Genomic DNA, 22,877 nt, shown 5'->3' on the forward strand with positions numbered 1-22,877 from the left:
GCTGGAGAACGACAATGGGAACACATGAAACCGGCTCCGTGCTTTCGCTCGTCGGCGTTTCGAAAACCTATGACGGCGCCCAAAAACCGGCGCTGGACCAGGTGTCTTTCTCGGTCAAGCCCGGGGAATTCTTTTCGATCCTCGGGCCGAGCGGCTCTGGAAAGACGACAATCCTAAGGACGGTGGCCGGCTTCGAAAAGCCCGATACCGGCCAAATCGTCATGGCAGGTGAGGTGGTCAACTCGGTCGCTCCGAACAAGCGGGATGTCCGAACCGTGTTCCAGAGCTATGCCCTTTTCCCGCACCTCACGGTGCGGGAAAACGTCGAATATCCGCTCCGGATGAAAGGCGAGGCGAAGCCGACCCGGCGGGCAAAAGCCGAGGAAGCGCTGGCGCTTACCGAAATGGCGACCTTTGCCGACCGGTTCCCGCACCAGCTTTCCGGCGGCCAGCGTCAGCGTGCTGCGCTGGCTCGGTCCATCGTATCGCGACCGAGACTTCTGCTTCTCGACGAACCGCTCGCCGCTCTCGATCTCCGCTTGCGCCAGCAAATGCAACACACATTGGTGGCGCTGCAGAAAGAGCTCGGCATCGCATTCATGTATGTGACGCACGACCAGGGCGAAGCCCTGTCGATGTCTGACCGCGTCGTCGTCCTGCAGGACGGCAAGATAGCCCAGCTCGCCACCCCCCGCGAAATATATTTTGCCCCGCAAAACGAGTTCGTTTCGCGTTTCGTCGGCCGCTCCAATCTCGTCGCCGTCAATTTCGAACCGTCCGATACCGGATTCGTGGGACGCGTGGAGGGGATCATGGTTCCGGGACTGACTGCCAAAAAGGGCGGAACGGCGAGGATGGCGATCAGGTACGAAGCGATACAGGTGAAACCGCTCGATGACGCGGAAGGGGCGCCCGACACCATTCCCGGCGTCGTGGAAGATGTCCTTTTCCTCGGCACCAACTGCGAGGTGAACGTCCGCTGCGGCGGCGTCAACCTCATCGGCACGGTGCCGGCGGTGCGCCACTCGACATTCTCGGTGGGCCAGCCGGTCAGGGTCGCCTTCGATGCAGCAAACACGCAGGTCTTCCATGACTGAGATCATTGCACCAGCACTGCCCGCACGCGCCGCTGCGCGGCATGCACGTTTTCCGCTGGGCCTTCGCCTTTCGAGCGTTCCGGTATTGGCGTGGCTGTTTCTGATCGTTGTCCTGCCGAACGTGCTTCTGATCGGAATAAGCTTCCTGAAGAGCTCGGCGGGCGTCATCATCTTCGAGCCATCGCTGGTCAACTATTCGAGGATGTGGAATTCGGCGGGTTTCTGGGTCCTGCTGATGCGAACGCTTTCGTTCAGCTTCCTTGCCTGCATATTCGCGACCCTCATCGCTTATCCGCTCGCCTTCTATGTCGGGCGCGTCGCCAAACGAAATAAAGCGCTCCTGACGATGCTTATCGTCCTGCCTCTCTGGATCAGCCTGCTCATGCGGATCTTTGCGTGGCGCGTCATCCTTGGCCAATCCGGTGTTCTCAATGGCTTCCTTGTCTCGAGCGGGATTCTCGATGCTCCGTCCGAAGCGTTTCTCTACAGCCCAAGCTCCGTCGTCATCGTCTTCGCTTATATTTCGGTGCCCTTTATCTTCATTTCCACCATGGGCGCGTTCGAGAAGATCCCAAGCGATCTGATCGAAGCCTCGGAAGATTCAGGGGCGACGGCGCTACAGACATTCCTTCATCTGATCTGGCCACTGACACGACGAAATCTGGCAATTGGTTTTTCGCTTGCCTTCCTCGTGACCGTTGGTGATTTCGTCACCCCGGCAATGATCGGCGGTATCGACGGAACCACACTGGGCGTCGTGATCTCGACCCAATTCGGCTTCGCGAACAACTGGCCCTATGGGGCTGCCGTTGCCGTCGCCCTGATGCTGAGCGTCGTGGTGCTTCTCGGTATCATCATCGCCCTGACCCCGGTGCGGGGCGTCATGATCGGCGGAGAAGGAGATCAATCCCCATCGCCAAGCGGGGCAAGCTCGACCGGCTTCGGCCGGCGTTTGGGAGGGATCGGCTATATCGCGGCCATTGTCTACCTCTATGCGCCGCTCGTAATCATCATCCTCTTCTCGTTCAACTCGGCAAACCTTCAAACGCTTCCGTTGGAAGGGCTGACGCTGCACTGGTACCACCAGCTCCTGAACGATCCTTCTCTGATCGAAGCGGCTCAGCGCTCGGTGATCGTCGCAGCATGCGTGGTTTCCATATCGGTCCTGGTCGGAACGATATTTGCGCTGATTGTCCACTACGCCAAGCTGAAGGGTGCCCGCTTCTATGAAATGGCGTTCGCGCTTCCGATCGCCACACCGGGCGTCGTGCTAGGGATCGAGATGGTTCTCGGAACGGAGATCTTCGGAATTCCCTCGGGCATCACCCGCATCGTCATCGGACAGATGAGCTTCGTCGTGCCGGTGACCTTTCTGCTGCTGCTCGTTCGGCTTCGCCGACTCGATCCCAGCCTCATGGAAGCATCGTTGGATCTTGGAGCGAGCCGCTGGCAAAGCTTCGTGCATGTGCTGTTTCCGATGATCAAGGGAACGATCCTGGCCGGCGCTTTTCTCGGCCTGACCCTTTCGGCAGACGATGTCATGGTGACCCTGTTCCTGTCGGGCGGAGCGCCGACCCTGCCGATCTGGGTTTTCAACCAGATGCGCTTTGGCTTCACGCCATCGGTCAACGCGGTGTTCTCGATCCTGCTGATCATGTGTCTTGTCATCGTCACGATCGGCAACTGGAAAACGGCCGCGAAGCACGCCCACGCAGGCCGCTGATGAGCAGCGAGATGGGTTCTCGTCGACCAGGACGGGGCGGCAACGACAATCGGTTGAGCGCCGTTTGATGCGTCATCCGCCCAAGGATGAGTTTTCTAAAGAAGGAGACTGCGATGGTGGAAAGACTGGATTGGCCGATGAGCGGCATCGAGGGATTTGACCGAGGCTTCTCGACGGTCAACGGTGTGAGGCTGCACCATGTCAGCGGAGGGCGTCCAGACGGCGAGGTGGTCGTATTGTTCGCCGGATTTCCCCAGAGCTGGTACGCGTGGCGTAAGATCCTGCCGGCGCTCGCCGCCAAATACCGGGTCATTGCGCTGGATCTTCCCGGGCAAGGTGATTCAGATCGTCCGGTTGGCGGCTGCGATACGACAGGCATTGCCAAGATCGTGCGTGGCCTTGTCGAAAAATTGGGTGCCGATCGACACTACCTTGTAGCCCATGATATCGGCGCCTGGGCCGCCTATCCCTACGCAGCGCTTTACGGAAACAGCGTTCTAGGCCTGGCCATTCTCGATACGGGAATCCCCGGCATCAGTCTTCCCGATGCTCTGCCCTGGTCGCCCGAAGTCGCCTGGCGCACATGGCACGTTGCCTTTCACAACGTCCCCGACTTGCCGGAGGCGCTCATTGAAGGTCGGGAAGACATCTATCTCAACTGGTTCCTGCAACGCAAAGCGGCCAATCCGCAAGTGTTTTCCGAAAGCGATGTCGACGAATACCTGCGCGTTTTCCTCTACGGCGGCCTGAAGGGTGGTCTTGCCTATTACCGGGCAGTGTCGCTGTCGGCGGAGCAGAACCGGGAGCTTGCCGCCAAGGGAAAGCTTGAAATGCCAGTCCTGGCCGTTCGCGCAGATCAAGGCTCCATGCCTGACCTCGTCGCGCAATTGCAGAAAATCGCGACCAATGTCCGTGGAACCGCGATCGAAAATTGCGGCCACTATCTGGCAGAAGAACAACCGGAAGCGCTGGTGCGCGAGCTCCTGCAGTTTTTCAAGTGAACCCATATCGACGACCCATCCTGCCCAAGAGGGATGGGTTGTTCCGGCTGCGGTTGGTCGCGGTGATCGACCGCAGCCTACCGTCGGCGCCGATAACGTTGCGAGTGGCACGCATCAACATTTGCCGCAGAGATCTCAAAGGAGGGAAGCAATGTCTGGCTTGCAGCTACCACAGGACAAACTGATCGAGGTCTACCGCAGCATGCGGATGATCCGCCGCTTCGAGGAGCGGGTGATGGACGAGATGGCAAGCGGCGACATTCCCGGCAATACCCATCTTTATGCCGGTGAGGAGGCAAGCGCCGTCGGGGTCTGCCTGCATCTCGACGAGGGCGACTACATCTCCTCCACCCATCGCGGCCATGGTCACTCGATCGCCAAGGGCGTCGATATCGACAGCATGATGGCGGAACTGTTCGGCAAGGCGAGCGGCACCTGCGGCGGCAAGGGCGGGTCGATGCACATCGCCGATCTGCGCAAGGGCATGCTCGGCGCCAACGGCATCGTCGCGGCAGGCGCGCCGATCACCTGCGGTGCGGCCCTGAGCGCCAAGCTTCTCGGCACCAGGCACGTCGCCGTCGCCTTTGCCGGCGACGGCGCGATGAACGAGGGCGTCATGTCCGAGAGCTTCAACCTCGCCAAGATCTGGATGCTGCCGATCGTCTTCGTCATCGAGGACAATGGTTTCGGCGAAGCCACCGCCAACGAGCACGTCTCCGCCGGCAGCTTCACCCGCCGCGCCGAAAGCTTCGACATCCCCGCCATCGAGGTCGATGGGACCGATGTGTTCAGCGTCTATGAAGCGGCGGGCGTTGCGATTGCCCGCGCCCGCAACGGTGGCGGGCCGACGATGCTGCATGTCCATGTGCCGCGCTATTACGGCCACTATAGCGGCGATCCCGACAACTACCGCACACCGGAGGAAAAGGCGGCAATGCGCCGGGAGCGCGACTGCCTGACCAACTTCCGCAAGCGGGTCGCCGAGGTGTCGCTGCTCGAGGCGGCCGAACTCGACGCCGTCGATCGGGCGGTTGACGCCGAAATCGACCGCGCCGTCGCTGCCGCGCGGGCCGCACCCTTCCCGCCCTTGTCGGCTCTGACCACCGACGTCTACGTCAAGTATCTGTAAGGACGACGATCATGCCCAAGAAATCCTTCCGCCAGGCCCTCAACGAGGCGCTCCATTCGGAAATGGCCCGTGATCCGCGCGTGATCATGATGGGTGAGGATCTGACAGGCGGCGCCGGCGCCAACGGCGTCAAGGATGCCTGGGGCGGCCCGTTCGGGGTCACCCGCGGACTGCTCGATGCGTTCGGGCCCGAGCGCATCCGCGATACGCCGATCAGCGAAGCCGCCTTCATCGGCGCCGCCGCCGGCGCTGCCCTGACCGGCCTGCGCCCGATCGCCGAGATCATGTTCGTCGACTTTGCCGGCGTCTGCCTCGACCAGATCATGAACCAGGCCGCCAAGTTCCGCTATATGTTCGGCGGCCGCGCCAAGACGCCGCTCGTCATCCGCGCCACCTATGGCGCCGGCAGCCGTTCCGGCTCCCAGCACACCCAGGCGCTCTATCCGATCTTCACCCATATTCCCGGCCTCAAGGTCGTCATCCCCTCCAATCCCTATGACGCCAAGGGGCTGCTGCTGCAGGCCATCCGTGACGACGACCCGGTCATCTTCCTCGAACACAAGATGCTTTACGACACCGTCGGCGAGGTGCCCGACGCCTCCTATACCATCCCGTTCGGCGAAGCCCGGGTGGTGCGCGACGGCAAGGATGTGCTGATCGTGGCGATCGGACGGATGGTCGGCGTCGCCGAGGAAGCGGCCCGCCAGCTTGCGGCGGACGGCATCTCCGCCTGCATCGTCGATCCCCGCACCACCTCGCCGCTCGACGAGGAGACGCTGCTCGATGTCGCCGAAGGGATCGGCCGCATCGTCATCGTCGACGAGGCCAATCCGCGCTGCAGCGTCGCCACCGACATCTCCGCGCTGTTTGCCGACAAATGCTTCGACGCGCTGAAGGCGCCGATCAAACTGGTGACGGCGCCGCACACGCCGGTTCCCTACGCCCCCAATCTCGAAGACGTCTATGTGCCGACGCCCGCCGCCGTGGCCAAGGCCGCCAGATCCATCGTAAAGAGGTAAAGCCCATGTCGCTTATCGAAGCTGTCACCGTTCCCAAATGGGGAATGACGATGACCGAAGGCACGATCACCCAATGGATGGTCAACGAGGGCGACACCATCGCCCGCGGTCAGGAAATCCTCGAGATCGAGACGACCAAGGTCACCAATGTCCTGGAGGCGGCGGCAAGCGGCACCTTGCGGCGCATCGTGCTGCAGCAGGGTACGACGGCGCCGGTCGGCGCCCTGGCCGGCGTCATCACCGACGATGCCGCGACCGCCGAGGAGATCGACGCCTTCATCGAAACCTATGCCGACCGGCTGGGGGCGGGCGAGGGCGGTGACGCCGGCAGCGCAGCACCGCGCATCGTCGAGGTCGAGGGCGGCACGGTCAACCTGCTCGAAGCCGGCGAGGGCGACGATGTCGTCCTGTTCCTGCACGGCTTCGGCGGCGATCTGTCGACCTGGCTGTTCAACCAGCCGCCGCTGGCCGAGACGATCCGCACGATCGCGGTCGATCTGCCGGGGCACGGCGCCTCGTCGCCCGTCGACGGTGATGTGCTTGCCAAAATAACCTCGGCCGTCAGCGCCGCGGTCCAGGATCTTGCGCCCGGCAGGCTCCATCTCGTCGGCCATTCCTTCGGCGGCGCCGTCGCCGCACGGATCGCCGCCGCGCAGCCGTCGCGCGTGGCTTCGCTGACATTGATCGCGCCGGTCGGCTTGAGCCGGCAGATGAGCCGCGACTTCCTGGTCGACTTCGTCGCCGCCGAACGGCGCCGGCCGCTTCTGAACGTGCTCGAGCGGCTGTTTGCCGATCCCGCCAAGATCACCAACGACATGGTCGAAGGAACCCTGCGCTTCAAGCGGCTCGAAGGCGTGCCGGAGGCGTTGACGGCAATCGCCGACACCATCGCCGGAGAAGACGGCCAGTTGCTGTCGATCCGTGAACCGCTTGCCGGCCTCAATTGCCCCGTCATGCTGATCTGGGGCGAAAAGGACCAGATCGTGCCCGTCCCAGACGCCGGCACCCTCCCGGCAAACCTCACCCTGCGCATCCTGCCAGATACCGGCCATATGCCGCAAATGGAGGCATCCGCCAGCGTCAACCAGGCAATCCTCGAAAATATCCGGAAGGCCTGAAATTAATCGGGCAAGGCCCGACGAACTGTTCAAGCAGCTAATGGAAAACAGGCGGTGCATCTGACTGGTAACCGTCCCTCGCCAAACACAGAAAAGGAAGGCATTTGTCGTGAGTAACTATAGCGGTAGGGTGGTGGTCATCACAGGCGCAGGCTCCGGAATGGGACGCGCCATGGTCGGGGAATTTGTGTCCAGGGGCGCCTACGTCGCCGCTCTGGACATCAATCTGGCTCGCGCTGTCGAAACCGTCGAAAAACTTTCTGCGCCGGATCGGGCCTATCCGCTGCAGGCAGACGTGAGCGACGCAGGAAGCGTCGAAAGCGCCGTCAAAGCAATCATCGAGCGCTGGGAGAGAATCGATCTTCTTTGCAACAATGCGGGAATTCTGGACGGGCATGCTCCTGCCCACGAGGTCAGCCTCGAGGAATGGAACAGGGTTCTGGCCGTCAATCTTACCGGTCCTTTCCTCATGGCCCGGGCGGTTATTCCGCATATGCTTTCGCAGGGGAAAGGTGCAATCATCAACACCTCGTCGACGTCCGGGTTCAGCGCAGCCGGCGGCGGGTCGGCTTATACCGCTTCCAAGCACGGCGTCATCGGCTTGACGCGTCAGATGACCTTCGAGTACGGCGCGCGCGGGATCCGCGTGAACGCGATTTGCCCCGGAGCCACGGCAACGCCCTTGGCTCTGCCGGAGCACAACGCCGCATCGCCCGATATGGATCTTGCAATCAGCAAAGTTCCCGCGCGTCGCTGGTGCCAACCGGAAGAAATCGCGAAACTGGCGGCCTTTCTCGGCAGCGACGACGCCGATTACGTTCATGGAAGCGCCTATGTGATGGATGGCGGATGGCTCACGGCCGCGCGAGACCCGTTCTGATGTTCGACTTCGTGGCACCCGCTGAGCCTGAAGGACCGTTTCAGTCGGCACTGACGTGTTGAGCTTTCGTAAGTTTGGCATCGGCCGCAGCAATCGGTGGTGCTTGCGCCACCGCAAGCTGTTGACTTGAACGATGTCGCGACATTCACTGCGTCACCCACTGTAAGGATTATGTAATAATGAGCCTTCCGCCTCGTGTGATGACCGCGCGCAATCTGTTCAAGCAGCATCTGGATCAACGCGATTGGTCCGACTTGACCCCGGGGCGGCGCCGAATTCTCGAGGTGTTTTTAAAGCTCGCGACCTACGAGGGTTATTCGGCGGTGACGATGCGGCTGCTCGCCAAGGAGGCCAACGTCAAGGCTTCCAGCATCTATTTTCATTTTCCCGAGGGACGCAGTGAAATCGTCGCGGAGTCGCTGCGCTGGCACTACAGCAACTGGGGATACGCCGTTCTCGAGGCGATCGACAAAACAAGCAGCGTCGACGAATTCTGGGATGCCCTAGTTGTTACAGCCGCAAAACGGCAGATTTCGCATCCTGCAAGCGATCTATGGGATCTCCTTGTCCGAATGGACCGGATCGGAGGGTTCCTGGAAATCGAGTTCCGTCATGAGATTGATCACTGGCTGGATCTTTGTGCAGGTCTCTTTGAAACGGCAGCAGAGGAGATGGGATATCTTCCGAGCAAACGCGCTGTTCGCGCCATAATGGCGCTGCTTGATGCAGCAAGTACATGGTGCGAATGGTCAGGGGATCCAGCCGAACTCGAGGCATGTGCCGACCAGGCCGTGTTGCTGTCACGGACGATCCTGACGTCGCAGGAAAAGATCGCTCGGGCCATGCTTAGCTGCAGCGGGGGATAAACCGGCCGGTTTGATGACAAGCATTGCGAGGAACGGCAAAGGGAAGGGAGGAGATGTGCTTGACCGCCTCGATCGTCGCGGCAGGGCCCCGCTCCGGCGTACCCCGGCAGATTGTCAACGTGCGCGGTCCCGGGTGCTTCAGCGGTGTAAAACCGCCGTCTCCTGGCTATCGTCGCCAAGAACGTAATATCTGAAAGCCGCCAGTTTGGCTTCAGCCTGCCGGTTTTGCAATTCGCTTAGAATGTTGCCCTCGTGTGCGACAAACGTCGCAACTGCGCGCAGGTTCAATAGCATGGCGACAGCGAGAGCGAGGGCTATGAGAACGATGACCCGATTACCAGAAATTTCGCCGTAATAGCGCATCTCCATTCCCCCTTTTTCAATCATCTTACGCCGATCGAATCCGCCGTCAACGAAAATGTAATCGTTGACATTGGGTTTTTTGTGATGTTGTATACGTTAACATCGCAATATTGGCGATCGAGCCCTCGCGGCTCGCAGGGATCTGGAACAGGGCACCGGCGCATGCGCGGCCCGCCATTGGAGGCTTATCAGTGAAGAAGTTGAACGTTGCGCTCATCGGCACCGGCTTTATGGGCAAGGCCCATTCGATCGCCACCGCAGTCGTGCCGATCCTGTTCGGGTCCCCCGTCGACATCGAGCGCAAGGTGGTCGTCGATATCGACGAGGAACTGGCGCAGAACGCGGCCAAGCAGTACGGCTTTGCCGAATACGCAACCGACTGGCGCCAGGTCGTCTCGCGCCCCGACATCGATATCGTCGACATCTGCACCCCCAACAGCACCCATGCCGAGATTGCCATTGCCGCCGCCAAGGCGGGCAAGCACATCATGTGCGAAAAGCCGATGTCGATGACGGTGGCCGAGGCCGAAGCGATGCTGGCGGCCGCCAACGAGAGCGGCGTGGTGACGATGGTATCCTACAACTACCGCCACACGCCCGCCCTGCAGATGGCCAAGCGCCTGATCGACGAGGGCCGCATCGGCGACATCCTGACCTTCCGCGGCTACTATCTTCAGGACTGGGGCGCCGACCCGGAAAAGCCGCTCTCCTGGCGCTTCAACAAGGCGCTGGCCGGTTCCGGCACGCTTGGCGATATAGGCACCCATGTGATCGATGCCGCACGCCTGCTCGTCGGTGAATTCGAGCAAGTGAACGCCATCGTCAAGACCTTCATCCCGGAGCGCCCGCTGCCGGCCGGACGCTTCTTCGGTCCGAGCGGGGCGGCTTCCTCGGAAAGGGGCAAGGTCGACGTCGACGATACCGCGCTGACGATGATCAAGTTTGCAGGCGGGGCGCACGGCACGATCGAAGTGACCCGCAATTCCTGGGGTCATCATAACCAGCTCGGCTTCGAGATCCACGGTACCCGCGGCTCGATCGCCTTCGATTACCAGCGCCTCAACGAGCTTCGGGTCGCCTTTGCCGACGATCCGGCCGACGCCTTCGGCTTCCGCACCATCTATTCCGGCCCGAACCAGCCCTTCGGCGACAAGCTGTGGCCGGTGGCCGGCATGGGGCAGGGCTACATCGATATCAAGTCGATCGAATGGTACAACTTCCTCAAGGCCATCGCCGAGAACAAGCCGGCATCACCCGACTTCCGCGACGGCGTGCAGATCGAACGAATCGCCGAAGCCATTCTCGTTTCCGGCCAGAACGGCGCCTGGGAAACCATCAAGCAATCCGCCGCCTGAGGGAGCCTTCGATGACGATCAAGCTCGCAATGCACACCTGGCCCTATGCCAGCAACCCGACATGGCTGCCGGCCTATACGCTTGAGGAAACCATCCGCCGCGTCAAGAAGATCGGCTATGACGCCATCGAGATCGGCGCCGCCAGCCCGCATGTCTTTCCGCCGACGCTGAGCCCGCAGCGGCGCAAGGATCTCGGCCGGATGCTGAAGGACTACGAGCTCGAACTGGCCGCCATGCTGCCGGCCCATGGCGGCGGCCCCGGCAACAACGTCGCCTCGCCGATCGCGGAAGAGCGCCGCTGGGCGATCGACCATTACAAGGACATGGTCCAGCTCACCGCCGACTGGGGCGGCAAGCGGCTGATCTGCCTGCCGGGCTGGTATATCTTCGGCACCACCTACCGCCAGGCATGGGATTGGGCGGCTCAGGCGATCGGCGAAATCGCCCGCTTCGCCCAGGACTTCGGCGTCGAGATCGTCATCGAGCCCACCCCGGAAGACAGCAACATCGTCAATACCTGCGACAACACCATCGACATGATGAAGGATGTCGGCGAGCCGAACGTGCGGCTGATGTTCGACAGCCATCACGTCATCACTCAAAAGGAAGTGATGAGCGACTACGTCTATGCCATGGGCAAGGACCTCGTCCATATCCACGCCTCCGACAACAACCGCCTGCCGCCGGGCATGGGAAGGGGAGACTTTCCGGCCCTCATCGACGCCCTCGCCGAAACCGGCTTCGACGGATACCTCTCGATGGAGTGCGGCTTCCACCAGCGCGGCATCGAACCCGACTGGGTCGCGCGCGTCTGCCTCGAGTATCTCAAACCGATCGTCGATGCCGCCAATGCTAAAAGTCGGCAGTAGGATGTAATCGTTAACACCGGCGTCGTGCACCAGGACGGTGTGCGTCTCCGATCAGCTAGGTGAGCATTGATGTCAAAGCCCCCCACGATCCGGGACGTCGCGCGTTTGTCGGGTGTTTCGACTGCGACTGTCTCGCGATATTTCTCGGGAAAGGCAGACTCGGTTTCTCCTCATAAGATCGAAAGCGTTCGCCGAGCGGCCAAGTCCTTGGGCTATACCCCGTCGGAGATCGGCCGCTCGCTTCGCCTTGCGCAAAGTCGCGTGGTCATGATGCTGGTGCCCGACGCGACCAACCACTTCACGGCCGATATCGCCGTGTCGGTGGAAAGCGCGCTCAAAGAGATCGGTCTGTCGATGGTTCTCGCCAATACTGGCGAGAACGCGACCCAGCAGGACCGGCTTCTTGCCGACGCGCTGGGGCTGAGAGCGCGCGCGATCGTTCTTCAGGGAGCGATCGATACGCCCAAATTACGCGAACTGGCCGCACGACAGAACAATCTGATCTTCGTCAACCGGCGCCCAGCTCAAGGAATTCTCGCACCCTATGTCGGGATCGACAACTTCCAGGCCGGCTTGGCGGTCGGGCGCCATTTCGTCGAGCGCGGTTATACCAACTTTGTGGCGATCCACGGTCCGCGACATTATTCCGGTAGCACCGCACGACTGGACGGCTTCCTCGCCGGGATCGGGGAGGATGCCAAAGTTCTCCAGTTCGAGAGTGCCTACACCATGCAAGCCGGCTACGACTGTGCGTCGCGCCTGCTCGAAGCCGAGCCCAAGAAGTACTCGATATTCTGCGCCAACGACATGATCGCCTATGGCGTCTACCGGGCAGCTTTCGAGAGAAAGATGCAAGTGCCTGAAGATCTGGTGGTTTGCGGCTTTGACGATAATCGCCTGAACGAATGGCTGGCACCCTGGCTGACGACAGTGAAGGTGCCGGCCTTGGACTTCGGCCCGGCCATTGCCGAACTGATTACCACGCCGCGTCCCGATGACGAGCAGATCAAGAACATCATTCTGCCGTTCACACTGCAGCTCCGACAATCGGCGTGATCACTAGCCGTCCTTAAAACAGGAGGAGGACGGTCCGGATAATTCTGGGTGCTTCCGGACGCTCGATCAAGAAACAGGGGAATAACGACATGAAACGAATGATTCTTGGAACTGCGATGCTGGCCCTTGCGGCGTCTGCCGCCCATGCCGGTGACATCGGCGTGACCATTTCCCACTCCGACTCGAACCTGGCGGTTCTGGTGCAGGGCATCAAGGACGAGGCCGCCAAACTGAAGCAACCGCTGCAGATCGAATTTGCCGAAGGCGACGTCAACCGGCAGCTGTCGCAGGTTCAAAACTTCATTGCCGCCAAGGTCGATGCGATCATCGTCAACACGGTGGAAACTTCGGCCACGCCGACGATGACCAAGATGGCGGCGGATGCCGGCATTCCGCTGGTCTACGTCAACAACACGCCGAGCGACGTCAAGACGCTCGGGCCGAAGGCGGCGTTCGTCGGTTCCGACGAGCATGTTGCCGGCTTGTTGCAGGCAGAGGAAGTCTGCCGCGTCCTGAGGGAAGCCAAGAAGACGGATGAGGCCGGCATTCTGATCATCCAGGGTGTTCTGGCGAACGAGACGGCCGTGTTGCGCAGCAAGGCGGTTCATGACGTTGCGGCCAAGCCGGAATGCAACTTCATGAAGATTATCGACGAGCAGTCGGCCAACTGGGATCCGGTCAAGGCACAGGACCTGATGACCAACTGGATCACCGCCGGCTACAAGCCGGCGGCGGTGCTGGCCAACAACGACGAAATGGCCATCGGCGCCGTCAACTCGCTGAAGGCGGCCGGCTGGGACATGAAGGATGTCGTCGTTGCCGGTGTCGACGCCACCAAGGAAGCGATGCATTACATGCAAAAGGGTGATCTCGACGTCACCGTCTTCCAGGACGCGATCGGACAGGGCGCCGGCTCGGTGGACGCTGCCGTCAAACTTGCCAAGGGCGAGAAAGTCGAATCCCCGATGTGGATTCCGTATGAGCTGGTCAATCCGGCCAATGTCGAGAAATACCTCGCCAAGAACTGATCGCCGCTCGGCTTCGGATGTGCCCCAAAGGCACATCCGAAGCTGGAACCTCTATGCAAAGAACGCAGAAGGTCTGCAGCAATGACGAAAATCTCACCATCGACCGTCAAGGCGGTCCGGGAAAGCGGCGCTGTTCCGACAGCCAAATATCTCCTGGAGGTCAAAGATGTCCGCAAGGAATTTGCCGGAAACGTTGCGCTGGATGACGTCTCCTTTCGCCTGAGACGTGGCACGGTTCATGCCCTTATGGGTGAAAACGGCGCGGGCAAGTCCACGCTGATGAAGATCATTGCCGGCATCTACACGCCGGACGCAGGAGAGTTTTTCTTAAACGGCCTTCCCATTCGGCTCGGCAGTCCACTCGACGCCCTCGACAACGGCATCGCCATGATTCATCAGGAGCTCAATCTGATGAACCACATGACAATTGCGGAAAACATCTGGATCCGGCGTGAGCCAAAGAACCGTTTTGGTCTCGTCGATCACAAGGAGCTGCACAGCCGCACCTATAGGCTTTTCGAAGAATTGGGCATCGATCTCGACCCCGACCAAAGGGTCGGTCTGCTTTCGGTAGCCAGCCGCCAGATGGTCGAGATTGCCAAGGCGGTTTCCTATGAATCGGATGTCCTGATCATGGATGAGCCAACCTCCGCGCTCACCGAACGCGAGGTCGAGCATCTTTTCCGCATCATCAGGACGCTGAGGGAACGGGGAAAAGGCATCATCTATATCACCCACAAGATGAACGAGCTTTTCGAGATCTCCGATGAGGTGTCGATTTTCCGCGACGGCAAACACATCGCGACCAAGGCTGCGCAAGACCTGACCCGTGAAGAAGTCATCCGCATGATGGTGGGACGCGAGATCTCGCAAATGTTTCCCAAAGTGGAGGCCAAAATTGGTGACGTGGTGCTCAGCGTCCGCGATCTAGGTCTCAAAGGCATCTTCCAGGACGTCTCGTTCGACCTTCATGCCGGCGAGATTCTCGGGATCGCCGGGCTTGTCGGAGCCGGGCGCTCCAACATTGCTGAAACGCTCTTTGGCGTGACGCCGGCGACATCAGGTACGATCGAGATCAGAGGCAAATCCGTCAACGTCAGTTCTCCCGCCGTCGCCATGGAAAACGGGATGGCCTTCCTCACTGAAGACCGGAAGGAATCCGGCTGCTTCCTGCTGCTGGACATTCAACAGAACATGCAGATGGCCGCCCTCCATGGCGGATATGTGCGTCGCGGCTTCGTCGAGCAGAAGCGGCTGTCGCAGGACTGCGAGGCGATGACGACATCGCTGAGGGTCAAGACCCCCGGCATGGGCGAGAAGATCCTGAATCTCTCCGGCGGCAATCAGCAGAAGGTGCTGATCGGCCGCTGGCTGCTGACCAAACCGAGCGTCCTCATCCTCGATGAACCCACGCGCGGTATCGACGTCGGCGCCAAGGCCGAGATCCACCGCATGATTTCAACGCTCGCCTCCGAAGGCGTGGCCGTCATCATGATCTCCTCGGAACTGCCCGAAATCCTCGGAATGAGCGACCGGGTCATGACCATCCGGCAGGGACGCGTGTCCGGCATCCTCGATAGGGCTGAGGCCGATCAAGTCAAGATCATGGAGCTCGCAGCACAATGACAATAACCCCTGGGGCCACGGTTGTGGCGGAAAAGCGTGTGGTGAAGCGCAAGTTTCACAGTGAGATGTCGATGCTGATGGTGCTGGTCGGCATTGCTCTTGCCTTCGAGATCCTCGGCTGGGTCTTCGTCGGCAGTTCGTTCCTCGGCAACGAGCAGCGCCTGTCGATCATCATCCTGCAGGTTTCGGTGATCGGCATTCTTGCCGTCGGCGTCACCCATGTCATCATCACTGGCGGCATCGACCTGGCCTCCGGCTCGGTGGTTGGGCTGGCCGCCATGGTCGCCGCCTCGCTGGCGCAAAGCTCGACAGATGTGCGCGCCCTTTATCCCGCCCTCACCGACCTTTCGCCGATCTGGCCGATCCTCGCCGGCCTCGTCGTCGGCCTGCTGGCCGGCTGGTTCAGCGGGGTGCTGATCGCCAAGACCGGCATTCCCCCCTTCATCGCCACACTCGGCATGATGGTCTGCGCCAGAGGTGTGGCCAAGTGGTACACGATGGGACAGCCGATCGCGCTTCTAACCCCGGAGTTCACCTGGCTCGGCAAGAGCTTCATTGTCTTCGGCTTTCCCGTGCCGCTGCCGGTGCTCATCTTCCTCGCCGTCGCCGTGCTCTCCCATATCGCCCTCGGCTACACGCGCTACGGCAAATATACCTATGCGATCGGCTCCAACCCCCAGGCCGCCCGCGTCTCCGGCATCAATATCGGCGGCCATCTGATCAAGGTCTATGCCGTCGCCGGACTGCTGTCGGGTCTGGCCGGAGTGGTCACGGCGGCGCGGGCCGCATCGGCCCAGCCGACCATGGGCACCGCTTACGAACTCGACGCCATTGCCGCCGCCGTCATCGGCGGAACATCGCTCGCCGGCGGTTCCGGCCGCATCACCGGAACGCTGATCGGAACCATCATCCTCGGCATCATCACCTCAGGGTTCACCTTCCTCAAGATCGGCTCCTATTACCAGGAGATCATCAAGGGAACCATCATCGTCCTTGCCGTCGTCATCGACCAATACAGGCGATCAAAACAAGCAAGAGCGTGAAGCGACCGGGCGGCAGAGCGACGTCTATGGACATGACGGGACCAATCCGATGATGTGGACGTCGCGAAACTTCACGGCAACCGCAAAGCGGCAACTGATAGGGCAGACAACATGGCAAACATCGACCTCAACAGCGATCTCGGCGAAAGCTTCGGTGCATGGGCAATGGGTGACGATGTTTCGATGCTGTCGATCGTCACCAGCGCCAACATTGCCTGCGGCTTCCATGCCGGTGACCCGGCGGGCATCCTGTCCGTTTTAAAGGAAGCGGCAAAACGCGGCGTCTCGGTCGGAGCCCATATCGGTTACCGCGATCTCGTCGGGTTCGGTCGCCGCAACATGGATCCGTCCAGCGCCGAGCTCGTCGGCGATACCATCTACCAGATCGGCGCTTTGCAGGCTTTGGCAAAAGCCGCGGGCACCCGGGTGCGTTATGTAAAGCCGCATGGGGCACTGTACAACACGATTGCCACTGATGCCCGGCAGGCCTACGATGTCATCACCGGTATCAAGGCGGTCGATCCCTCGCTCGCCTTGCTGGCGCTTTCCGGGGCGCCCATCGTCGAGCAGGCGCGTGCGGCCGGGCTCACGGTTGTCTGCGAGGCCTTCTCCGATCGCGCCTACAACGCCGATGGCAGCCTCGTCAGCCGCCGCCTGCCGGGCTCGGTCGTCCACGACCCGGAGACCATTGCCAAGCGGATGCTGCGCCTGGTGGCGGACGGTCGCATCACGGCGGTTGATGGCACGGACATAAGGCTCGAAGCGCAATCGATCTGTGTCCATGGCGATACTCCGGCGGCCGTGGCCATCGCTCAGACATTGCGCGAAGCATTGATGCGCAACGGCGTCGGCCTCAAGCCTTTCACGGATGTCGACCATGACTGACAAGCTGCGTTTTCTGCCCGCCGGCAGCCATGCCTTTCTCGTCGAGCTCGACGGTCTGGAAAAGACGCTGACGCTGCTCGATCGCCTTCTGGCGGATCGGCCGGAGGGGGTCGTCGAACTGGTGCCTGCCGCCCGAACAGTGATGCTCCGCTTCGATCCCCATGTGACGGATCGGGCACGGCTTTGCGCGCATATATGCGCGCTTGATCTCGGCCATCGCAGCGCTCGCCAGGGCGAGACGATCGAGATCCCAGTCAGCTATGACGGCGAGGATCTCGCCGAAGTCGCCGAAATCCTCGGCTGGCCGGTTGATGACGTCATCCGCCGCCACACGGAAGCCACCTACACGGTTGCCTTCACCGGTTTTGCGCCCGGCTTTGCCTATATGACCTCGGACGATCCGGACTTCGACCTGCCGCGCCGCAAGAGCCCGCGCGTGCGCATTCCGGCGGGCTCCGTGGCGCTCGGAGGTAAATTCGGCGGCGTCTATCCCTCGGACAGTCCGGGCGGCTGGCAGCTCATCGGCACGACCCCGTTGAAGATGTGGGACATCAAACGACCGCGCGCCGCACTTCTGGCGCCGGGCGATCGCGTCCACTTTCGTGACATCGCAAAAGGCGCCGTGGTTGCGGCTGCCGCTATCCCGGAGCCCGAAGCCGTGCGAGCCGGGGCCGGACTTGCCGTCACCCGCGCCGATAGACCGGCACTGTTTCAAGATCTGGGCCGGTCCGGCAGCAGTGACCAAGGCGTGTCGGAATCCGGTGCGCTCGACCGTGCCGGCTTGATCGAGGCCAATCTGTATGTCGGCAATCCGCGCAATGCAGCTGCTTTGGAGATTGCTTTCGGCGGCTTCGCCCTCAAAGCCGATCGACCGGTCACGCTCGCCGTGACCGGTGCGCCTGCACCGCTTGTCATATCGACCGAAGACGGTCGTTCCGTCGCCGCCCCCTTCGCTCAGCCCTTCGCGCTCGATGCCGGCGACGAACTGACGCTCGGCTTTCCCACGGAAGGCATGCGCAGCTACATAGCGTTGCGCGGCGGTTTCGCCGTCGAACCGATTCTCGGCTCGGCTGCCACCGACACCTTGGCTAAAGTCGGCCCGGCGCCGGTTAAGGCAGGCGATGTCCTGGTGCCGGCCAACGCACCCGTCTCTGCCGTCGATCCCTTCCGGCGCGACGCACGAGCGCTGCCCAGAGCCGGAGATACCGTGACGCTTGACGTCGTCCTTGGCCCGCGGACCGACTGGTTCACGGCAAAGGGTGTCGAGACACTCACAAAGCAAATATGGCAGGTGACGGCTGAATCGAGCCGCGTCGGCATGCGGCTTGCCGGGGCCGAGCCGCTGGAGCGGAAGGATGCCGCCGAATTGCCGTCGGAGGGCACCCCCATCGGGGCAATTCAGGTGCCGCACAGCGGGCAACCGGTGCTCTTCCTGGCCGATCATCCGTTGACTGGCGGCTACCCGGTGATCGGTGTCGTGGCCAGCCACCACCTTGATCTCGCCGGCCAGATCCCGATCGGCGCCAACATCCGCTTCAATGTCGTCGCCCCATTCGATCCGCTGGTCAGGGAAACCAACCGATGAAAAAACTGCTCATTGCCAATCGCGGCGAAATCGCCATCCGTATCAGCCGCGCCGCCCGCGATTATGGCGTCGCCTCGGTCGCGATCTACTCGGATGCCGATGCTGCTTCGCTGCATGTCGAGCTTGCCGACGAAGCCTATTGCCTGGGCGCCGGTCGCCCCGCCGACACCTATCTGAATATCGGAAAGATCCTGGAAGTCGCGCGACGCGCCGGCGCCGATGCGGTCCATCCCGGTTACGGATTCTTGTCCGAGCGTGCCGAATTCGCCAGCGCCGTCATCGATGCCGGCCTCATCTGGGTCGGTCCCAAGCCTGAGGTCATCACGGCGCTTGGCGATAAGGTAGAAGCACGACGGATTGCCGAAAAGGTCGGAGCACCTCTTGTCAAAGGATCGGACGGTCCTCTGGCCACCGCCGAGGAAGCCATCGCCTTTGCCCGGCAGGCCGGTTTGCCGCTGGCGATCAAGGCTGCCTTCGGCGGCGGCGGCCGCGGCATGAAGGTCGTCCATCGCATCGAGGATGTCGGCGAGTTCTTCGAATCCGCCGTGCGCGAGGCGAAGGAAGCCTTCGGACGCGGCGAATGTTATGCCGAGCAGTTCCTGGAAAAACCACGCCATATCGAGGCGCAGATCATCGCCGACAGCCACGGCAATACGGTGGTGCTCGGCACCCGCGACTGCTCGCTGCAGCGGCGCAATCAGAAGCTGGTCGAGGAGGCGCCGGCACCGTTCATCTCCGAGGAGCAGCGCAGCCGCATTCACGATGCCGCTAGGGCGATCTGCGCTTCGGCCGGCTATACCGGCGCCGGCACGGTTGAGTTCCTTCTATCGCAGAATGGCGTCATTTCCTTCCTCGAGGTCAATACTCGCCTGCAGGTCGAACATCCGGTGACGGAGGAAACGACCGGCGTCGATATTGTCATCGAGCAGCTGCGCATCGCCGATGGGCTGCCGCTATCGGTCACGCAGACGCCTGGCCCACGCGGCCATGCCTTCGAATTCCGCATCAATGCCGAGGATCCGGGCCGTGGGTTTCTGCCGACACCGGGGTTGATCACGGGTTTTCGCGCCCCGTCCGGTCCCGGCATCCGGCTCGACAGCGGCGTGGAAGCCGGCTCCGAAATCCCCGGCCTTTATGACTCGATGATGGCCAAACTGATCGTTACCGGCGCGACCCGCGAGGAAGCGTTGATCCGCGCCCGCCGGGCGCTTGCCGAGTTCAAGATCGAAGGCGTCGCCTCCGTGCTGCCGTTCCACCGGGCCGTGCTGGAGGAACCGGCTTTCACCGGCGAGGATGGGTTCAAGGTCTTCACCAACTGGATCGAGACGGAATTCCGTGGCGTCGAGCCGGCTCCGCGGGTTGATCCGGTGGAAGGCGGGCTGCTGCGAAGCTTCATAGAGATCGACGGCAAACGCCATGCGTTCGGGCTTCCGGCTCGGCTGTTTTCGGGCGCTGCGGCGCCGAGAGCGATGTCGGACTCGGTATCCGCCAGCGAAAACAGCAATGCGCTGACGGCGCCGATCCCCGGCACCCTGCAAAAATGGAACGTCGAGGATGGGGCGCAAGTTGCCGAAGGCGAGGCGGTCGCCGTGATCGAGGCCATGAAGATGGAAACCCGGGTGCTGGCGCCAAAGGCCGGCCGCATTTCCATCAAGGCCGCACAAGGCGCGGTGGTCGCGCTCGGTGCGGAGCTGGCAACGATCGAGTGACGGATAGGCAGAGCGGATGGTGACCATTCTCGACACGATCAATCCCGACGCCAAGCGCGTGCGCCATCCTGAGAAGGCGCATCGGCCGGATACGGAAGTCATGCGCAAGCCGGACTGGATCCGCGTCAAGGCGCCGACCTCCAAGGGTTATGCCGAGACGCGGGCGATCGTGAAGGAGCACAAGCTCGTCACCGTCTGCGAGGAAGCCGGCTGCCCCAATATCGGCGAGTGCTGGGACAAGAAGCACGCCACCTTCATGATCATGGGCGAGATCTGTACCCGCGCCTGCGCCTTCTGCAATGTCGCCACCGGCAAGCCGAACGCGCTCGACATGGCCGAGCCGGAAAATGTCGCCAAGGCCGTCAAGGAGATGGGCCTTTCCCACGTCGTCATCACCTCGGTCGATCGCGACGACCTCGAGGACGGCGGCGCCGAACACTTCGAAAAGGTGATTTGGGCGATCCGCGCCGCCTCGCCGGCAACGACGATCGAGATCCTGACGCCGGACTTCCTGAAGAAGCCGGGCGCGCTGGAGCGTGTGGTCGCCGCCAAGCCCGACGTCTTCAATCACAATATGGAAACCGTTGCCGGCAACTATCTGACGGTTCGCCCCGGCGCCCGCTACTTCCATTCCATCCGCCTGCTGCAGCGGGTGAAGGAACTCGATCCCACCATGTTCACCAAGTCCGGCATCATGGTCGGCCTCGGCGAGGAGCGCAACGAAGTGCTGCAGCTGATGGACGACCTGCGCACTGCCGATGTCGACTTCCTGACGATCGGCCAGTACCTGCAGCCGACCCGCAAGCACCACAAGGTCGAAAGCTTCGTCACCCCCGAAGAGTTCAAGTCCTATGAGACGGTCGCCTACAGCAAGGGCTTCCTGATGGTCGCCTCAAGCCCGCTGACCCGCTCCTCCCACCATGCCGGCGACGACTTCGCCCGGCTGAGAGCGGCTCGGGAAAAAGCCCGGCGGCGAGATCCCCTATCCGGGAACTGGAAGACCCTCGATTGCGAAATGGGTGTGATTTGACCGTCAGACGGACGAAGCACGCAAGGGAAAGATCATGTCAACGATAGCCATGCCGGAGCCGCGTGCTGACATTCTGGCGCGATTGCCTCAGATCATCGCCGAACTGGAAGCGGCCTTGCCCAAAGGCACTGTAATTTCGGATCCGCAGGAGACCCGGGCATATGAATGTGACGCACTGACAGCCTATCGCTGTCCGCCGCTTGCGGTCATCTTGCCGCGCAGCACGGAGGAGGTCGCAACAGCGATGCGTGTCTGCTATGAGCGCCGCGTCCCCGTCGTGCCTCGCGGGGCAGGGACCTCGCTCGCTGGCGGCGCCTTGCCCACCGCAGATAGCGTCGTAATCAGCACGATCCGGCTGCGCGAAATCCTCGAAGTCGACACGGCAAACCGGTTTATCCGGGTCCAGACCGGTGTCACCAATCTTGCCGTGAGCGCCGAACTGGACGCGGATGGATTTTTCTACGCGCCCGACCCATCGTCGCAGCTTGCCTGCACGATTGCCGGCAATATCGCGATGAACTCAGGGGGCGCGCACTGCCTCAAATACGGCGTCACCACGAACAATCTGATGGGCCTTCGCATGGTGCTGCCGAGCGGCGAAGTCGTCGAGCTGGGTGGGCCGTTTTTGGGGACGACCGGTCTTGATATTCTCGGACTCTTGTGTGGTTCCGAAGGCCAACTCGCGATCATCACCGAGGCGACCTTGAAGATAGTGCCCAAGGCCGAAGGCGCCCGGCCGATGTTGATCGGTTTCGAAAGCGCCGAGATTGCCGGTGAATGCGTCGGCCGCATCATCCGCTCGGGTCTGCTGCCGGTGGCGATCGAATATATGGACGATGTGTGCCTGCGCGCGGTCGAAGCATTTGCCAAAGCCGGATATCCCGCCTGCGCCGCCGTTCTGATCGTCGAGGTCGAGGGATCCGAAGAGGAGATCGACGAGCAAACGCAGCGCATTCGCGCCATCGCTGAGGCGCTGGGAGCGGTAGAGTTTCGCAGCAGCCGAAACGCCGATGAATCGCTCGCGATCTGGAAGGGCCGCAAGTCGGCGTTTGGCGCCATGGGTCGTCTCGGCGACTACCTGTGCCTCGACGGAACGGTCCCGGTTTCGAAACTCCCCTATACGCTGAAGCGCATCGGCGAGCTCTCAACGCAATACGGCCTGGAAGTCGCCAACGTCTTTCATGCCGGTGACGGAAACATGCATCCGCTCATCTTGTTCAACGCCAACGCGCCGGGCGAGTTGGAGCGCGCCGAAGCTTTCGGCGCCGACATTCTTCGTCTTTGCGTTGACGTTGGCGGTTGCCTTACCGGCGAGCATGGGGTCGGCATCGAAAAGCGCGATCTGATGACCGCACAATTCAACATGACGGACATGGACATCCAGATGGCGATCAAGGACGTCTTCGATCCGGCCTGGCTGTTGAACGCTGCCAAAGTCTTTCCCCTTGAGGTGAGTAAGCCCTACCGCGAGAGAGCTCGATCACGATGACAGACG

20 protein-coding genes are annotated in these 22,877 nt (G+C 61.7%); 19 read left to right on the forward strand and 1 reads right to left on the reverse strand.

Going from position 1 to position 22,877, the window contains the following annotated elements; all coding sequences use genetic code 11:
• Positions 1–14: 14 nt before the first annotated feature.
• The 8 genes from N2597_RS22765 (at position 15) to N2597_RS22800 (ending at position 8,833) form a co-directional block, all read left to right on the forward strand.
• Positions 15–1,097 carry an ABC transporter ATP-binding protein gene (locus tag N2597_RS22765; RefSeq protein WP_039621824.1) on the forward strand — a complete coding sequence of 361 codons (1,083 nt, stop codon included), beginning with the start codon at positions 15–17 and terminating at the stop codon, positions 1,095–1,097.
• Positions 1,090–2,820 (forward strand): ABC transporter permease subunit, encoded by a 1,731-nt coding sequence (locus N2597_RS22770; protein ID WP_183600174.1) that lies wholly within the window; start codon positions 1,090–1,092, stop codon positions 2,818–2,820. Before N2597_RS22765 ends, N2597_RS22770 begins: the two co-directional genes overlap by 8 nt.
• Before the next feature lie 113 nt (positions 2,821–2,933).
• Positions 2,934–3,821, forward strand: a complete 888-nt coding sequence (locus N2597_RS22775; protein WP_183600172.1) for an alpha/beta fold hydrolase — start codon at positions 2,934–2,936, stop codon at positions 3,819–3,821.
• A gap of 151 nt (positions 3,822–3,972) precedes the next feature.
• Positions 3,973–4,950, forward strand: a complete 978-nt coding sequence (locus N2597_RS22780) for a thiamine pyrophosphate-dependent dehydrogenase E1 component subunit alpha (protein ID WP_341356253.1) — start codon at positions 3,973–3,975, stop codon at positions 4,948–4,950.
• A gap of 11 nt (positions 4,951–4,961) precedes the next feature.
• On the forward strand, positions 4,962–5,969 hold the full coding sequence (locus N2597_RS22785; RefSeq protein ID WP_341356251.1) for an alpha-ketoacid dehydrogenase subunit beta: 1,008 nt from the start codon (positions 4,962–4,964) through the stop codon (positions 5,967–5,969).
• 5 nt (positions 5,970–5,974) lie between these two features.
• The gene (locus N2597_RS22790; RefSeq protein WP_183736578.1) at positions 5,975–7,087 is read left to right on the forward strand and encodes an acetoin dehydrogenase dihydrolipoyllysine-residue acetyltransferase subunit; all 1,113 of its coding nucleotides are present in this window, start codon (positions 5,975–5,977) and stop codon (positions 7,085–7,087) included.
• 130 nt (positions 7,088–7,217) lie between these two features.
• A complete protein-coding gene (locus N2597_RS22795; protein ID WP_406549691.1) occupies positions 7,218–7,967 on the forward strand; it encodes an SDR family NAD(P)-dependent oxidoreductase in 750 nt (249 codons plus the stop codon).
• A 179-nt stretch (positions 7,968–8,146) separates the two neighbouring features.
• Complete coding sequence (locus N2597_RS22800) at positions 8,147–8,833, forward strand: TetR/AcrR family transcriptional regulator (RefSeq protein WP_183600206.1); 687 nt, start codon at positions 8,147–8,149, stop codon at positions 8,831–8,833.
• A gap of 138 nt (positions 8,834–8,971) precedes the next feature.
• Here N2597_RS22800 and N2597_RS22805 read toward each other — a convergent pair whose 3' ends face one another.
• Positions 8,972–9,202 (reverse strand): hypothetical protein, encoded by a 231-nt coding sequence (locus N2597_RS22805; protein WP_183600208.1) that lies wholly within the window; start codon positions 9,200–9,202, stop codon positions 8,972–8,974.
• Positions 9,203–9,387: 185 nt separating this feature from the next.
• Between N2597_RS22805 and N2597_RS22810 the strand changes: the two genes are divergently transcribed.
• The 11 genes from N2597_RS22810 to N2597_RS22860 all read left to right on the forward strand — a co-directional run bounded on the left by N2597_RS22810 (position 9,388) and on the right by N2597_RS22860 (position 22,871).
• Positions 9,388–10,551 carry a Gfo/Idh/MocA family protein gene (locus N2597_RS22810; protein WP_341356254.1) on the forward strand — a complete coding sequence of 388 codons (1,164 nt, stop codon included), beginning with the start codon at positions 9,388–9,390 and terminating at the stop codon, positions 10,549–10,551.
• Positions 10,552–10,562: 11 nt separating this feature from the next.
• On the forward strand, positions 10,563–11,420 hold the full coding sequence (locus N2597_RS22815; protein WP_341356249.1) for a sugar phosphate isomerase/epimerase family protein: 858 nt from the start codon (positions 10,563–10,565) through the stop codon (positions 11,418–11,420).
• Between the two features lie 69 nt (positions 11,421–11,489).
• Positions 11,490–12,476, forward strand: a complete 987-nt coding sequence (locus N2597_RS22820; protein ID WP_039621806.1) for a LacI family DNA-binding transcriptional regulator — start codon at positions 11,490–11,492, stop codon at positions 12,474–12,476.
• Positions 12,477–12,565: 89 nt separating this feature from the next.
• Positions 12,566–13,504 carry a substrate-binding domain-containing protein gene (locus tag N2597_RS22825; RefSeq protein WP_183600218.1) on the forward strand — a complete coding sequence of 313 codons (939 nt, stop codon included), beginning with the start codon at positions 12,566–12,568 and terminating at the stop codon, positions 13,502–13,504.
• A gap of 81 nt (positions 13,505–13,585) precedes the next feature.
• Positions 13,586–15,130, forward strand: coding sequence for a sugar ABC transporter ATP-binding protein (locus N2597_RS22830; RefSeq protein ID WP_183600212.1), 1,545 nt, complete (start codon positions 13,586–13,588; stop codon positions 15,128–15,130).
• On the forward strand, positions 15,127–16,173 hold the full coding sequence (locus N2597_RS22835) for an ABC transporter permease (RefSeq protein WP_341356250.1): 1,047 nt from the start codon (positions 15,127–15,129) through the stop codon (positions 16,171–16,173). Before N2597_RS22830 ends, N2597_RS22835 begins: the two co-directional genes overlap by 4 nt.
• Positions 16,174–16,284: 111 nt before the next feature.
• Positions 16,285–17,058, forward strand: a complete 774-nt coding sequence (locus N2597_RS22840; RefSeq protein WP_183599915.1) for a LamB/YcsF family protein — start codon at positions 16,285–16,287, stop codon at positions 17,056–17,058.
• On the forward strand, positions 17,051–18,643 hold the full coding sequence (locus tag N2597_RS22845) for a 5-oxoprolinase subunit B/C family protein (RefSeq protein WP_183599917.1): 1,593 nt from the start codon (positions 17,051–17,053) through the stop codon (positions 18,641–18,643). The genes N2597_RS22840 and N2597_RS22845 overlap by 8 nt, the downstream gene beginning before the upstream one ends.
• Positions 18,640–20,352 (forward strand): acetyl/propionyl/methylcrotonyl-CoA carboxylase subunit alpha, encoded by a 1,713-nt coding sequence (locus tag N2597_RS22850; RefSeq protein ID WP_183599919.1) that lies wholly within the window; start codon positions 18,640–18,642, stop codon positions 20,350–20,352. Before N2597_RS22845 ends, N2597_RS22850 begins: the two co-directional genes overlap by 4 nt.
• 16 nt (positions 20,353–20,368) lie before the next feature.
• Complete coding sequence (lipA, locus tag N2597_RS22855; RefSeq protein WP_225881497.1) at positions 20,369–21,382, forward strand: lipoyl synthase; 1,014 nt, start codon at positions 20,369–20,371, stop codon at positions 21,380–21,382.
• Positions 21,383–21,416: 34 nt separating this feature from the next.
• Positions 21,417–22,871, forward strand: a complete 1,455-nt coding sequence (locus N2597_RS22860; RefSeq protein WP_183599921.1) for an FAD-linked oxidase C-terminal domain-containing protein — start codon at positions 21,417–21,419, stop codon at positions 22,869–22,871.
• Positions 22,872–22,877: the final 6 nt, after the last annotated feature.

Origin of the sequence: Rhizobium sophoriradicis, from assembly GCF_025200795.1 — a bacterium.
Taxonomy (GTDB): Bacteria; Pseudomonadota; Alphaproteobacteria; order Rhizobiales; family Rhizobiaceae; genus Rhizobium; species Rhizobium sophoriradicis.